This is a genomic window from Pelatocladus sp. BLCC-F211, assembly GCF_041928655.1.
Lineage (GTDB): Bacteria > Cyanobacteriota > Cyanobacteriia > Cyanobacteriales > Nostocaceae > Pelatocladus.
Genome location: NZ_JBHFLM010000119.1, coordinates 1 through 14,239, shown reverse-complemented (window position 1 = coordinate 14,239; position 14,239 = coordinate 1). Strand labels below are relative to the sequence as shown.

Annotated in this window: 13 protein-coding genes; 4 read left to right on the top strand and 9 right to left on the bottom strand. The window is 41.8% G+C overall.

Features of this window, described 5'->3' with window-relative positions:
• Nucleotides 1–274 precede the first annotated feature (274 nt).
• Nucleotides 275–796, bottom strand: a complete 522-nt coding sequence (locus ACE1AT_RS14600) for an orange carotenoid protein N-terminal domain-containing protein (RefSeq protein ID WP_374869480.1) — start codon at nt 794–796, stop codon at nt 275–277.
• 200 nt (nt 797–996) lie between these two features.
• On the opposite strand from ACE1AT_RS14600, the gene queG reads away from it, so the two are divergent.
• Together queG and ACE1AT_RS14590 are read left to right on the top strand one after the other, a co-directional pair.
• Nucleotides 997–1,953 (top strand): tRNA epoxyqueuosine(34) reductase QueG, encoded by a 957-nt coding sequence (gene queG / locus ACE1AT_RS14595; RefSeq protein WP_374869478.1) that lies wholly within the window; start codon nt 997–999, stop codon nt 1,951–1,953.
• Nucleotides 1,950–2,585: an HAD-IA family hydrolase gene (locus tag ACE1AT_RS14590; RefSeq protein ID WP_374869476.1), complete on the top strand. Its 636-nt coding sequence runs from the start codon at nt 1,950–1,952 to the stop codon at nt 2,583–2,585. The genes queG and ACE1AT_RS14590 overlap by 4 nt, the downstream gene beginning before the upstream one ends.
• Before the next feature lie 124 nt (nt 2,586–2,709).
• On the opposite strand, the gene ACE1AT_RS14585 is transcribed toward ACE1AT_RS14590, so the two are convergent.
• The 7 genes from ACE1AT_RS14585 to ACE1AT_RS14555 form a co-directional block, all read right to left on the bottom strand.
• Nucleotides 2,710–2,997, bottom strand: a complete 288-nt coding sequence (locus ACE1AT_RS14585; RefSeq protein WP_374869474.1) for a hypothetical protein — start codon at nt 2,995–2,997, stop codon at nt 2,710–2,712.
• A 401-nt stretch (nt 2,998–3,398) separates the two neighbouring features.
• On the bottom strand, nt 3,399–4,124 hold the full coding sequence (locus ACE1AT_RS14580; protein WP_374869472.1) for an ABC transporter ATP-binding protein: 726 nt from the start codon (nt 4,122–4,124) through the stop codon (nt 3,399–3,401).
• A gap of 245 nt (nt 4,125–4,369) precedes the next feature.
• Entirely contained in the window at nt 4,370–4,501 is a 132-nt protein-coding gene (locus ACE1AT_RS14575) for a hypothetical protein (RefSeq protein ID WP_374869470.1), read from the bottom strand.
• 131 nt (nt 4,502–4,632) lie between these two features.
• Nucleotides 4,633–4,878, bottom strand: a complete 246-nt coding sequence (locus ACE1AT_RS14570) for a hypothetical protein (protein ID WP_374869468.1) — start codon at nt 4,876–4,878, stop codon at nt 4,633–4,635.
• Nucleotides 4,879–4,909: 31 nt separating this feature from the next.
• Nucleotides 4,910–5,731 (bottom strand): Rpn family recombination-promoting nuclease/putative transposase, encoded by an 822-nt coding sequence (locus ACE1AT_RS14565; RefSeq protein ID WP_374869466.1) that lies wholly within the window; start codon nt 5,729–5,731, stop codon nt 4,910–4,912.
• Between the two features lie 144 nt (nt 5,732–5,875).
• Nucleotides 5,876–7,093 (bottom strand): ABC transporter permease, encoded by a 1,218-nt coding sequence (locus ACE1AT_RS14560; protein ID WP_374869464.1) that lies wholly within the window; start codon nt 7,091–7,093, stop codon nt 5,876–5,878.
• A complete protein-coding gene (locus ACE1AT_RS14555; RefSeq protein ID WP_374869462.1) occupies nt 7,090–8,598 on the bottom strand; it encodes an efflux RND transporter periplasmic adaptor subunit in 1,509 nt (502 codons plus the stop codon). The genes ACE1AT_RS14560 and ACE1AT_RS14555 overlap by 4 nt, the downstream gene beginning before the upstream one ends.
• A 501-nt stretch (nt 8,599–9,099) precedes the next feature.
• Between ACE1AT_RS14555 and ACE1AT_RS14550 the strand changes: the two genes are divergently transcribed.
• Nucleotides 9,100–10,782 (top strand): protein kinase, encoded by a 1,683-nt coding sequence (locus ACE1AT_RS14550; RefSeq protein ID WP_374869460.1) that lies wholly within the window; start codon nt 9,100–9,102, stop codon nt 10,780–10,782.
• Between the two features lie 177 nt (nt 10,783–10,959).
• A complete protein-coding gene (locus ACE1AT_RS14545; protein ID WP_374869458.1) occupies nt 10,960–12,447 on the top strand; it encodes a site-2 protease family protein in 1,488 nt (495 codons plus the stop codon).
• Nucleotides 12,448–12,652: 205 nt separating this feature from the next.
• On the opposite strand, the gene ACE1AT_RS14540 is transcribed toward ACE1AT_RS14545, so the two are convergent.
• Complete coding sequence (locus ACE1AT_RS14540) at nt 12,653–13,909, bottom strand: glycoside hydrolase family 10 protein (RefSeq protein WP_374869482.1); 1,257 nt, start codon at nt 13,907–13,909, stop codon at nt 12,653–12,655.
• Between the last annotated feature and the right edge of the window lie 330 nt (nt 13,910–14,239).

Here is a 14,239-nt window from a genome sequence, read left to right as displayed (position 1 = left end):
TGGGTTACTCTGCGATCAGCCGCGCAGGGCGCGTCTACGTTCCTCAAACGCCAGGTGCTACAACTCTTGGGACCCCCGCAACGCACTGGCTCCCCAACCTACGCTAGTTTTAGTTTTTAGCCTTAACTGAACCGTATTGGGAAATAAGGGACAATGGGGAGAGAGATCACAAATTAATTGAGGCAGGATTTCGCAACACTTTAGGTATCTACAATGAAGTGTGTACAAAGTGCGTAAAAAATTTTGCTTGTTCTTGACTCCTGCCTTTATATATTTAGTCAGCCAGAGGGTCAACACCCATTTCAGTTACAACTTTGCGAAGCACGGTGATTTGTTGACCAAAATCGAGTTCTTTAAGTGTTTCAAATACCTGTACACCATCACGAGAAAGCTGATAATTAGATGGCATAGGAACAACGAAGCCTTTAACCATCAGTTCTGATAGTTCGTACCAGAAAGCTAGCTTGGTATTAGCACTGAGGATACCATAGGAGCGGCAGAACTGGGTATTTTTCTTACCAGCCAGGTCACGCATTACCTGTAACTGTTCTGCATGATTCATCTGCTTAATTTGATTTAGCAAACCTTCGGCTAATTGTAAACGAGCAGCACCTGTAGCTGCTGGAGTAATCGAACGTCCCATTTCAGTGTAAGCGTACCAAAGTACAGCCAATTGGTCGTCTACACTCAGTTTTGTAAATACAGCCACAGTCGATGCAACAGCATCACCTATTTGGTTACTATAGTTGAAAGTTTTGGAAAAGCGGCTTTGTGCTGAATCAGTAGTAAATGTCATGATCGCACCTTAGTCAATGGTTCAATACGTTGGGAATTGTTAAGTGCATTGTTTTGCTCTTGATATACATGTTGCATCATTTATTTACAAATTGCAAATAAAATTTACAAATACCATGCCTAAAAAATAGCAAATGTATGCATTGACTGGATAGTGTAGAATAAACACGCCGTAGGTACGGCAACTTTTAGATAAGATAAATGAATCAATTGCCAGGAACAAACAGTGCTGAAGTTAAACAAAAAGCTGTTGAGTTAGGATTCCACAAAGTAGGAATAACTGCTGTTGATGGGACAGATGATACACAGATGCAGCAGTTGCGAGCATGGATCGGGCTTGGTTATCATGCCGACATGGAATGGATGACTTCTCCCAAGCGTCAAGATATTAGATTACTAATGAGTGAAGTGCGATCGCTAATTTGTGTAGCACTTAACTATTACACCCCCCATCAACGTCCTAGAGGTGAAGAGTACGCCAAAATTTCTCGTTACGCTTGGGGGCGAGATTATCACAAAGTCATGGATAAAAAATTGAAAGCACTCTCTCATTGGTTGCAGGGACAAGGTGAAAATATCCAAGTACGGTATTATGCAGACACAGGACCAGTGCAAGATAAAGTCTGGGCGCAAAAAGCCGGAATCGGTTGGATTGCCAAAAATGGTAATGTGATTACACGGGAATATGGCTCTTGGGTGTTCTTGGGAGAAGTGCTAACAAACTTGGAATTAGATCCAGATAAACCCCATACACAACATTGTGGAAATTGTACTCGCTGCCTAGAGGCTTGTCCTACAGATGCTATAACTAGTCCGTTCGTAGTGGACGCTAATCGCTGCATTGCTTATCATACAATTGAAAATCGCCAGGAAAAATTACCAGAGGCGATCGCATCCAATTTACAAGGTTGGGTTGCTGGTTGTGATATTTGCCAAGATGTTTGTCCTTGGAATCAGCGTTTTGCTAGTCCAACTGACGTGGAAGAATTTCAGCCATATCCTGGGAATATTGCGCCCAAGCTGATAGAATTAGCCCAAATCTCAGATTATGAGTGGGATGAACGATTTCCAGCATCGGCATTACGGCGAGTTAAGCCAGAAATGTTACGACGGAATGCCCGTGCTAATCTAAACGCATTCCAACAGGCACAAGAATGACCCAAAAAGTAATTATTTTTGATTTTGATGGCACAATCGCTGATACAGTAGACGCACTTGTAAGTATAGCCAACCGTTTAGCTAAAGAGTTTGGTTATGTGCAAATTGCTCCAGAAGAACTAGCTTTGTTGAGAAATTTAACTTCTAGAGAAATCATCAATTACTCAGGTATTTCTGTATTCAGAATACCTTTTTTAGTGAAAAAAGTTAAAGGTGAATTAAAAAGTAAAATCCCAGAACTCAAACCAATCGCAGGCATGAAAGAAGCCTTAATAGACCTGAAAAATGCAGGTCATCATTTAGGAATTATCACCTCTAATTCTAAAGACAATGTCACAGAATTCTTGAAAATTAATGAATTAGATAATTTATTTGAATTTATTTATTCAGGTGTAACTATTTTTGGAAAGACAACAATTATTAATAATGTGCTAAGACAAAAACAACTCAAAGTCGAAGAAGTCATTTATGTTGGAGATGAAACCAGAGATATCGAAGCTTCTAAAAAATCCAATATTAAAGTAGTAGCAGTAACTTGGGGTTTTAATTCTCCAGAAGTTTTAGCTAAACAAAAACCCAATTATTTGATTCACCACCCTAGTGAGTTACTAGAGGTGGTAAATAATAGTTAAATATTAAGAGTCAAGGGTCAATTGTCAATGGTCAAAATTATTCCCACAACTGACTAATGACAGACGCGTAGACGCTCGTAAGAGCGGCTTCAAGGTAAGAGTATAATCGCGTCTGTACTAATGACTATTGCTTAGGTCTAATTTCTTCTGCCATTGCTTTATAGTCATCAGGATTAGCTGTTGATTTTGCTTCTGTTTTTTTCTCTTCTGATTCAGGCATTTGATATTCTGGCGCAGTGGCGTCTTGGGCTGCTTTTTCACCTTTGCCTACACTAAATTGTTGTGCTGCTTGATAATCTTTGTCCATATCAACACTAGGCGCTTTAGCTTCACCACTGGCAATTTCTTCAGCAACTAATCTTGCATCTTCAGTAGAAGCTTGCTCAACATTTGGTTTAATTTCTTCAGACATAAGAATCCCCTCTGATAATTTTTTGTTTATGTTGAGATTCTATCAAAGTGAACTAATCAAACTTTGATATCTGTAGATAGATATTTCTCCTCTATTGAAAGATAGATAAATAAATGTATTTGGAAATTTAGATAGTGGTTAGTAGTTAGTGTCGCCCTTTCAAGGTGGATAGAAAAAGAACTATTATCTCAGTTAAGAAGCTATATTTGCTCTTTGTGTCTACCCTTACGGAAAGCCGCTTACTTTACGAGAAGCCGGACTTCGTCAGTCTACGCGTCTATGTGCCTTTGTGGTGAAAAAATAATTATTTAAACACCAAGACACTAAGACACCAAGAAATTTTCATTTTCCAGATTTACACAGTTATTGTTTACCACTATCGACTAACTACTAACTAAAAATCATGATACTGCCATGTGAGTCAAGTCAGCGGGGGTGAGGTGGGAATGTACCACTTGTCCATCACGAAACCACACGATACGTTGAGTTTGGCGAGCAACATCTGGTTCATGAGTTACCATCACGACAGTAATCCCAGTACTATTGAGTTCGGTAAAAATATCCAATACTTCTTGGGTTGTACGAGAATCAAGCGCACCAGTGGGTTCGTCTGCGAGGAGTAACACTGGACGATTGACAATAGCACGGGCGATCGCTACCCTTTGTTGTTGTCCCCCAGATAATTGATTCGGTTTGTTGTTGATACGGTTTTCCAAACCAACGCGCTTCAATGCTTCGGCGGCGCGATCGCGTCTTTCCTCAGAGTCCACACTAGCATACACCATCGGCAACATCACATTTTCTAGTGCTGATAGCTGAGACAAAAGATGGAATTGCTGAAAGACAAAGCCAATTTTTTTATTGCGAATGTGGGCGAGTTCGGTATCATCCATTTGTGCGACATCGAGGTTATCTAAATAGTAATGTCCAGATGTGGGGCGATCCAAACAGCCAATAATATTCATTGCTGTGGATTTCCCAGAACCAGATGGCCCCATAATTGAACAATATTCGCCCTTGTCGATCACTAAATTTACATCGTTAAGTGCTTTGACTTCAGTTTCACCACTGCCGTAGATTTTAAAGATATTTTCTAGTTCAATGATTGATGATTTGTGATTTGTCATTTGTCATTTGTCCTCCTATGTTTATTATCTCTACTCATCTCCTTACCTGACTACTTCGTATTTCTATAGCATTCCTAAATTATTCGTGAGAGACAAGATTCCCGACTTCTCAACAGCAGGAATAAAAAATCAATCCAAATACCCGCACCTGGTAATAGCAAAAACTGACGTTTAGCTATTCTTTGGGTGGGACAAGAGTAAACAGATTTTATATAAGTTTCTAGTTCTTAGCTTCATCATTGAAGCTAAGAACTAGAACGTTGAAGCTTTGAACTCAAAGTTTCTTGTTCCAAGTGAGAAAGTTCTTGTTCCAAGTGAGAAAGTTCTCGTTCCAAGTGAGAAAGTTCTTGTTCCAAGCGAAAAAGTTTTCGTTCCAAGTGAGAAATTTCATGTTCTGAACTCGGATAATGAAGCTCAAAGCTTGAAAAGGGAACCTCTGAGGTTGGATGATGGTGTTAAAGAGGCGATCGCACTACTCAAATTCAACATACAATGCGATCGCTTGCACTCAACACTGTTGCTGTGCTATTTGCCTAACCGCCTCAATCTCAAGCTCTAAGTGTTGAGCTATTTCTTCTACACTCACTCCCGCTTTCAAAAGTATCGGAACAACCTCTAATTTACCTTCTCTTATACCTTCTACTCGTCCTTGTTGTAGTTCTTCTTCTAATGCTTCTTGTCGTCCTTGTTGTCGTCCTTCTTCTAATGCTTCTTGGTAAACTCTGGTGTGCTTTAGATAGCTAAATTTAATCATATTCCTCACTGCTAAGTAATTAGGCTCAATTTTAAGACTGCTGTTGTGCTATTTTCCTAACTGCTTCAATCTCAACTTCCAACTGTTGAGCTATTTCTTCTACACTCACTCCCGCTTTTAGCAATAGCGGAACAGCAGCTAACTTACCTTGTTGTAGTCCTTGTTGTAGTCCTTCTTCGCGTCCTTCTTCGCGTCCTTCTTCCAAAGCTTCTTGGTAAACTCTAGTTTGTTTTAGTTCGCTCAATTTCAGCATATCTTCGACCTCTTGGCGGCTTAATTGTGGAAATTTGTACACTATGATCGTCTCGATTAAATCTATTATCGCTCTTGCAGATAAACGATCTGCTTTCTCTTGTCTTGCTTGTGCAATAAGTTCTTTAGCATAGTTAGCGGCATTTTCTTCTGGTTCTACTACTAACTTAACAACGCCAATACCCAAAGACTTGTTTGCTGAGGATTCGAGTTCATCAAGATAAACGCGCTGCACTTTAAAACTTTCTAGCAAAACGTCATGAAGCTTAGTTTCATCTGGTTCCAGGCTCCGTTTAGGGTAAATAATCACAGCATACCAATCGTAGGTAGATGGATTTTGGTCTAAATATAGGAATAGTTCGGCAAATACCCGATGATAGAGAAATTGATCTTTTTGAAACTGTACTTCACACAAATATACTGTTTTGTCTGGACTGTCTTCTGATGGTAAAAATACACCATCAATACGAAAAGCGGTTTGTTTAATTTCCACCGAACGGAACTGATAACCCTGTGTATTGCTGGCAGAGCGTCCAATCAACTCAAAGAAAATACTGGGAAATTCTGCAAATAGTTGGTAAAAAATACTGTCTGTTTTCACTTTTGCCGTTGTTGCAAAAATTACATTTTTGCATAGCCAGCTCTAAATCTACAATGCGATCGCGCTGTTTTTATTTCAATACAAAATGCGATCGCTTGAGTAATGCTTCAGCGCTTTAGCGCTGACTACAAACCTTTCAAAAAATTAGGCGCTTCTTAACGCTACAATTGGGTCGAGTTGAGCAGCGCGACGAGCAGGAACAACGCCAAAGAATAAACCTATACCACCAGAAACACCAACTGTCAGACTAATGGCGACAACAGAAATTCCTGCATCTAATGGTGTTAAGGCTGCCACTAACAAAATACCACCGACACCGATCGCAGTCCCAATTAAACCACCTGCTGCTGAAAGAATCACGGCTTCAATGATGAACTGTAATAATATGTCTTGCTGGGTTGCACCAATTGCTTTCCGCAGTCCAATTTCTTGAGTGCGTTCGGTGACGGAGACTAGCATGATATTCATGATACCGATACCGCCAACAATTAGAGAAATGGCTGCGATCGCAGCTAGCATGATTGTCAATGCACCTGTGATCTGTCCAACAGTCTGCAAAGCATCTTTTTGAGTGCGGATCGTAAAATCGTCTTCGCTGGTAATTTTGTGTCTTAAGCGAAGCAAGTTTGTAATTTGAAACTCTGCTGCGTCTACACTCTGACCATCAGTAGCTGAAGCAACAATGTAATCTAAGCCAATACCATAGGGAGAATTTCGTCCTACCAGTCGGTTTGCAGCTGTTGTCAAGGGTATCAAGGCTGCTTCATCATAATCAGCACCGACGCTGGAACCTTTTGCTTCTAAAACTCCAATGACTTGAAAACTAGCATTTTTAATTCGCAGTTGGGCGCCAACGGGGTTACTACTACCAAATAGTTTTTCTGCTAAATCAGCACCCAACACAGTAACTTGGTTGTTGCGCTTGATGTCTACCTCAGTGAAAAAGCGTCCTTTCTCAGTTTCAAAATCTCGTACTTCAGGAAACCCAGGAGTTGTACCAATAATATTGACGTTGGTGTTGCGGTTACGGTAAGTCACCACTTGTCTTCTGTTCAATTCTGGTGCAACTCCTGCTATAGTTGGCACTTGAGTTGCGATCGCATCTGCATCAGCCAAAACGAGAGTTTTCGGTACTTCAAAAGAAATACGCTGAGTTTCCCGATTTCCAGGAAGCACAAACAGCACATTTGGCCCCAAAGATTCTAACTGTTTATTGACATATTTTTGTCCAGCTTCACCAATCCCAATCATGGCAATTACCGAAGCATTACCGATGACAATACCCAACATGGTGAGAGTGCTACGTAATTTATTAGATAGCAGGGTTTTTCCTGCCATTTTGATGCTTTCTGCTAGGTTCATTTTTGTTCTTTTGCTTGCTGTTCGCGTTTATAGTCTTTGGGTGGGTTGAGGAATACGCGATCGCCTTCTTTAACACCAGACACAATCTGAGTTTGATCTTTGACCTGCGCCCCCACTGTCACTGAACGGAACAGAGGTTTATTTTGAGTATCTGGGACAAGTACTCCGGTTTCGCCTTTCTCGGTCACAATTGCCACAGTTGGTACTACTAGCGCATCGTCTACTTGATCGCCTAAAAAAGTCAAATCAACATTTAAGCCAGAACGTAATTGTTCTTGTCCAGTATCAATAGCTACTCGTATCTGGAATAATGTTACACCTTCTTCCTTGACAGCTTCGGGAGCAATCAGGCGCACACGACCTTTAAATACTTGATCGGGGTAAGCATCGGTAACAATTTCTACCTGTTGTCCTTCTTTAATTCTGCCAATATCGGCTTCCGGAACTTGTGCTAATACTTCTAAACCCTTGGCTAGAGCCACAATAGAACTGGAAGTAGCCGAAGCACTCGAAGAAGCAGAAGTAGTCGGCGCTACATAAGCACCGTCGTTAGCATATTTCTGGGTGATAATTCCTGTAAAAGGAGCGCGGATGACAGTATCTTGTAAATTCACCTGAGACGACTTTAACTGTGCCTCAGCAACAGCTACTGCTGCTTGACGTTGGGCAATTACCTCTGGGCGTGTACCGTTTTCCAGCAACTTTAATGCAGCTTTAGCTTCTGCAACAACAGCTTTTTGGCGATCAATTTCTTCGGAACGAGAACCATTGCGTAGCTTTGTAAGTTGTTGTTTGGCAGATTGGAGACTAGCTTGAGCTTGTTCGAGGTTATCTTTAGCGTTTCGTTCTTCAGCCAGTGCTTCATCTAAGGAATCACGAGATATTGCTCCTTGGGAAACTGGATATTCTCTGCGCTTGACTCGTAGAGATGCTAAATCCAAACGAGAACGAGCTTGCTGCAATTGTGCTTCAAATTTATTAACGTCTGCCTCTGCTTGAGCAATTTCTTCTACACGAGTTCCAGCTACAGCTTCTTCAAGTTGGGCTTCAGCTTGTGCTAAACGCGCTTTAGCTTGAACAATTTCTTGGGGGCGGCTCCCAGCTTGGGCTTCAGCTAACTGTGCTTTTGCTTGTTGTAAGCTGGCTTGATATTGCAGAATTTGGGTCTTGACATTTGCACTATCCATGACAGCAAGAATTTGCCCCTTCTGGACGCGATCGCCTTGCTCAACCTTTAACTCTGCAACAATACCCGGTTGTTTCGGGCTAATATTCACGCTTTGATCTGGCACTACCTTACCACTGGCAGTAATCCGCAAGGTGACATCTTTTGCTTCTACAGGAATAGTAAGTGCCGCAATATCTTCTCTACTTGCTCCCCGATTTACCAGAGTATAAGTTGTAGTGCCGCCAACAACCAAAATACCAGCTGCCACTAGCCCAATTAGCCAGCGTTGAGGATGCTTTATTTTGCCGATAACAGGAAGTTCTATATGGGTATTCATCACAGCAGCCTTGAAGAATAACTTGGATTTGAGAATGATAAAGGGGGAGGTCAAGCAGAAATATTGATTGGAAATCTTTAATCTGTTGTAGGCAAGATCATTAACTTTCTATAGAACTTAAGTTCTGTTAACATTCATCTTGCGTAGGAAAGAGTATGAGTATAAATATCGAACTTATAGTTTCTTAACTTTCCTTGATGTTAACCTTTCCCAAGTATTCTTCACTTCACCTGAATGGGTGACTTTAGGTAAAAGGGATTGGGGATTGGGGATCGGGGATCGGGGATCGGGGATTGAGGGACAAGGAGGACAAGGGGGACTTATCAGTTATCAGTTATCAGTTATCAGTTATCACTCTTAACTGCTCACTGTTAACTGTTAACTGTTAACTGATTCATTCCCAATCCCCAATCCCCAATCCCCGATCTCTACCAAGATTTTGGATTTTGGATTTTAGATTATTAGGATAATATTTGACGCTAATCTAAAATCTAAAAATGGATGCCCAGACCTAAATCTCAAATCCCAAATCAAAATACTATGCAAGCTGGTACAAAATTGCAGGGTGGTAAGTATACCTTAGACCAGGAAATTGGTCGGGGTGGCTTTGGTATTACTTTCAAAGCTACTCATCACTTTTTAAATCATGTAGTGGTGATTAAAACCCTGAATGAAAAGCTCAGACAACATCCTGATTTTGTCAAGTTTGAGCGTCAGTTTCAGGATGAGGCGAGGCGTTTGGCTGCATGTGTCCACCCCAATATTGTCCGGGTCAGTGATTTTTTTGTCGAGAATGGGTTGCCATACATGGTGATGGAATACATTCCCGGTGATACTTTAGGTGAGGCTTACACTTTACCTGGAATTCCTCTACCAGAGGCGACAGCAATTCATTATATCCGTCAAATCGGGGCTGCTTTGCAAGTGGTGCATCAAAATGGTTTGCTGCACCGGGATATCAAACCAGATAATATAATTCTCCGCCAAGGAACTCAGGAAGTAGTACTGATTGATTTTGGTATTGCTCGTGAATTTAACAGTGGGGTGAGACAAACTCACACAGGTATGGTGTCTGAGGGCTATTCGCCAATTGAGCAATACTTGTCACAAGCAACGCGCACGCCTGCAACCGATGTTTACGGTTTAGCAGCAACATTGTACTCATTTTTGACGGGACAAGTACCCATGCCTGCATTGTTGCGCGATCGCGAACAAATGCCCACACCCCGCGAATTGCAACCCCATTTAAGTGCAGCAGTCAATCAAGCTGTGATGCGCGGTATGGCAATTGAAGCCAAGTTTCGTCCCCAAACTGTGGCAGAGTGGTTAAAACTGCTACCAGGGGAGGTAAAAAATCAGATTCCAATGCCAATAGTTACGCACACAGTGCCAACTATTGATTTATCTGCTCAGTTGCACCAAGAAAATTTCCCTCAAGAAAAAATAACAAACCAAAAAAGAATTTCATCACTGTTTGCCAAGATTACTCCTGCTAGTAAAAAACTGCGATCGCCTAAAATACTTCTGGGTACTGGTGTAGCTGTTGTTGCTGCGACCGCAGGTTTTAGTATAACTTCCATGTTGAATAAGCCTCAGACACCATCCCCTAAACCAGTTTTTGAACAGCCTAATCAAAGCACTTCAGCAGGAATACAATCTACAAATTCACCTTCTCCCACACCTTCTGAGACTTCCCAGTCAACAGTTAACTCTGCGTCTGTCTCTAATACCTCTTCTAAGCGACGCAGGCGCAGTCGGCGTTCTTCTCAACCAGAAGAAACCTCGACTAGCAACACCAACACCACAGAAGAATCACAACAGGGTCAGTCCCCAACACAAACACTATCACCCATTACGCCTAATACTTCTTCATCACCGTCTCTAGTGGAAAAACTGCGAGAATACCGGAACTCTCGTCAAACTTCTTCTACACCCTCACAAACTCAATCACCATCTCCGATTAAACTGAAACTTGCCCCACAACCATCACCAGCCCAAGATTCTAGTTCAGTGGTTGTACCAATCTTGCCAAACAGAAATTCAAAACAATCAAATCCAACAGAAGTAGTAGTTCCGACACAGGAAGTCAAGCAAAATCTTAACCTTGAGAGTCAGTTACAACAAAAACCCCGAAAACAAGTCAAAGAAGAAACTAGCGAGGTAATACCACAGGATAATAATTAGCTGCTGGCGAAGATTGTCATTGGTCATTTGTCATTTGTCAGGGTTTCAATAATGTTTACCTAAGTTTTGCGATCGCAGCTCCTCACATCCATCCCATCTACATATATTGATAAATTATTAATATCTGTAAAACCTGACTAAATTCAGGCTTGATTTTACGAGGCGAAGGGTTTGGAAATGTTGAATGCATCAGAGACTCCTATTATTGCGACAATCCTATTAGTCGCTTTCGGAATCTTGGGTTGGGGCTTTTATCGTGCTAGACCCTATGGCAAGCTGGGAATCTTCGCCTGGTTACAGTCAGTAGTTTTAATGGCTCCCTGGCTAGTGTTTTTTGGCTTATTTGCTGCCGGGATTTACATCAATATTGTAGCCATCCTCTTATTACTTGTGGTTTCTACCGCAATTTACATCTATCTGGGTAGACAGTTACGAGCCGCTGGACAAGATGTAATTCTCAGGCAAAGGGCGACAGAAAAGCTAGCTCAACAAGAATCTACTTCGACATCACAAACAACACCGACCGTTGAACCTGTACAGGTAAAACTGGAGGTTCTGTCAATTCCAGAAGAAGATTTGAACGCTATCAAAGGTATTTTCGGTCTGGATACATTTTTTGCCACAGAAACAATTGCGTATCAAGAAGGAGCTATTTTTAAAGGTAATCTGCGGGGAGAATCAGAAATGGTTCACAATCGTCTGACTACTAAGTTGCAGGAAAATACTGGTGATAAATATCGCCTTTACTTAGTGGAAAACACTGATAGCAAACCAGTGGTGATTGTCCTACCGAGCCGCAATGATCCGCGCCCGATGAGCTTATCGCAAAAAGTCTTTGCCATTATTCTGCTGATAGCAACCGTAGTCACAAGTTTAGAAGCATCGGGCATTCTGCAAGGTTTTGATTTATTTGCCGATTTTGCACGCTTGCAAGAAACTTTACCTATCGGTCTGGGAATTTTAGTAGTTTTACTGGCGCATGAAATTGGTCATTGGTTGCTTGCTCGTCGTCACAATATCCGCCTCAGCTGGCCGTATTTTCTACCAGCTGTGCAAATTGGATCTTTTGGGGCAATCACTCGGTTTGAGTCTTTGTTACCCAATCGCAAGGTATTATTTGATATCGCCTTGGCTGGGCCAGCTGCTGGCGGAATTGTGTCTGTGTTGATGCTGATTACGGGATTGCTGCTTTCTCATCAAGGCAGTATGTTTCAATTACCCAATCAGTTTTTCCAAGGTTCGATTTTGGTAGGTAGCTTGGCACGGGTTGTGCTTGGTTCGGCTTTGCAGTCACCATTGGTAGATGTGCATCCCTTGGTGGTAATTGGTTGGCTGGGGTTGGTAATCACAGCTTTAAATTTAATGCCTGCTGGACAACTTGATGGTGGTCGGATTGTCCAAGCCATCTACGGACGCAAAACTGCTGGTCGGGCGACCTTTGCAACTTTAATTTTGCTAGGATTAGTAGCCTTGGGTAATCCTTTAGCAATGTACTGGGCGATTGTGATTCTGTTTTTACAACGTGATTTAGAACGCCCTAGCTTGAATGAAATCACTGAACCAGACGACGCCCGCGCCGCTTTGGGTCTTTTGGCTTTATTCTTAATGATTGCCACTCTCTTACCCCTAACTCCCGGTTTGGCTGGGCGTTTGGGAATCGGTTGACGTACTCCCTTTAATAGACCTCTTGCATGAATATTTGAAACACCGCCATTTAAGGTGTAACCCAAAAAAACAAGTCTTCTTAGTGTCTTAGTGTCTTGGTGTTTCAATGAAATTAATTTAACACCAAGACACCAAGACATAAAGCAAAATTAACCTAGAACGGGGTTTTGAGCGTTTATGCAAGAGGTCTAATCTTCATCCTTTCTTATGGTTTCCACCCTGCGATTAAATTTGGGTAAGAAGTTGGTGTTGGGAAAAGATTTTTAAAACCTGTTTGGCGTTGCTGGGGTACTTCTTTGGTCATGTTCCACAAACTTTCGTAGAAAAAGAAAGAGACACCAGCAAAATTGCGATCGCGTACTTGTTGAACTTGTTGACCAATCTGTGTCATCGGTACGTGTTTACGTTTTAGTCCTGTCATAATCCCGATACTTACGGGGATATGGCTTTTAGCAGTTTTGACTTCTGGATAGTTTAATTCACTCTTAAAGACATTGGGATCATCTCGATACACTTGGATGACTAAGTCTTCTACAAGTCCCATTCTTTCCCATTTTTCCCAGTCTGCCAAAAAGAATTCGTAGGAGAAGCGTTGCGGATTAGGTGCTACGGAAACAATACAATTCTTGTTCGCGGCTTTGATCGCAGTAAATACCCGCTTCATATAGTTGGTAATTTTGTTTGCTCGCCACCGCAGCCATTCTGGATCTTTAGAGTTCGCAGGTGGTGCTTTACCACCGTGTTCTTTTTTGTATAAGGCGACTGTATAAGCGTCGTATCCTAACTCTGATGGCAAGCCAAAATGGTCATCAAATTGAATACCATCGATGTCGTAATTTCTAACTATTTCTAATATTAAATCTTGGGTGAATTGTTGCACTTCCGGTCGGAAGGGATTTAGCCAAACTCGGTCGTGAGTACCTTCTTTCCAAATTTTGCTACCATCTCTACGAGTAGTTAGCCATTGAGGACGACGTTTTGCTAATTGCGAGTCTGCGGGAGCCATAAAGCCAAATTCAAACCAGGGAATGACTTTTAAGCCTTGTTGATGCCCAAAGTTGACTACTTCTTTGAGCATATCTCGACCTTGCAGACCTGGTTCTGGATCAAGCGATCGCCCAATCACCGTTTGAGCCACTTTGCTAGGATACAGTGTCCAACCCCAATTCCATACAGTCGGATAGACAACGTTAAAGTTTAGCTGTTTAAGATTTTGCAACGCATTCTTGAGGCGATCGCTCTCAAACAGCACATTACTATCAATATTGGTTAACCACACCCCCCGTAACTCTGCTGTTTGCGAACGGGTAGGTAAATTTTGAGCTGGTAAGGGAAAAGATAACATCATCGTAGCAACCATAGACAAAGTCACCACCACAGCAAAAAAAGCTATGTTGCGTTGACTACTTTGACGAGCATTCCAGACAAACAATTTCTCACACGATTTAACAAACTTTTTCATCATTGATTGGGTACAAAATTCTACATAGGCTTCAAACAATGATCACCTATGACTGCGTAGATCACCAAGAAGTTGCTTGATCAGGAGGACACGGGAGACAAGGGAGCGGGGAGACAAAGGAGAATAACCAATCCCCAATCCCCAATGACGACCCCAACGAGAGAGACGCGCCATGGCACGTCTCTACATTTGTGCATCATTACCAAAAAGTTAACGGGAGTGTGAAAGAAAGTGCCTTTCAAGGAGGGGATGAAACACGACACGGCAGGTTATAAAGGTGCCTTCCAATTTTTTATTAACTCTGGTAACGCTAATCTTAACCGCTCTTGC

Bases quoted from the DNA above. Each gene is read 5' to 3' on its own strand.
- ACE1AT_RS14545 (WP_374869458.1), top strand. From the start codon at position 10,960: ATGTTGAATGCATCAGAGACTCCTATTATTGCGACAATCCTATTAGTC.
- ACE1AT_RS14560 (WP_374869464.1), bottom strand. From the start codon at position 7,093: ATGAACCTAGCAGAAAGCATCAAAATGGCAGGAAAAACCCTGCTATCT.
- ACE1AT_RS14585 (WP_374869474.1), bottom strand. From the start codon at position 2,997: ATGTCTGAAGAAATTAAACCAAATGTTGAGCAAGCTTCTACTGAAGAT.
- ACE1AT_RS14570 (WP_374869468.1), bottom strand. From the start codon at position 4,878: ATGATTAAATTTAGCTATCTAAAGCACACCAGAGTTTACCAAGAAGCA.
- ACE1AT_RS14555 (WP_374869462.1), bottom strand. From the start codon at position 8,598: ATGAATACCCATATAGAACTTCCTGTTATCGGCAAAATAAAGCATCCT.
- queG (WP_374869478.1), top strand. From the start codon at position 997: ATGAATCAATTGCCAGGAACAAACAGTGCTGAAGTTAAACAAAAAGCT.
- ACE1AT_RS14540 (WP_374869482.1), bottom strand. From the start codon at position 13,909: ATGAAAAAGTTTGTTAAATCGTGTGAGAAATTGTTTGTCTGGAATGCT.
- ACE1AT_RS14550 (WP_374869460.1), top strand. From the start codon at position 9,100: ATGCCCAGACCTAAATCTCAAATCCCAAATCAAAATACTATGCAAGCT.
- ACE1AT_RS14590 (WP_374869476.1), top strand. From the start codon at position 1,950: ATGACCCAAAAAGTAATTATTTTTGATTTTGATGGCACAATCGCTGAT.
- ACE1AT_RS14580 (WP_374869472.1), bottom strand. From the start codon at position 4,124: ATGACAAATCACAAATCATCAATCATTGAACTAGAAAATATCTTTAAA.
- ACE1AT_RS14600 (WP_374869480.1), bottom strand. From the start codon at position 796: ATGACATTTACTACTGATTCAGCACAAAGCCGCTTTTCCAAAACTTTC.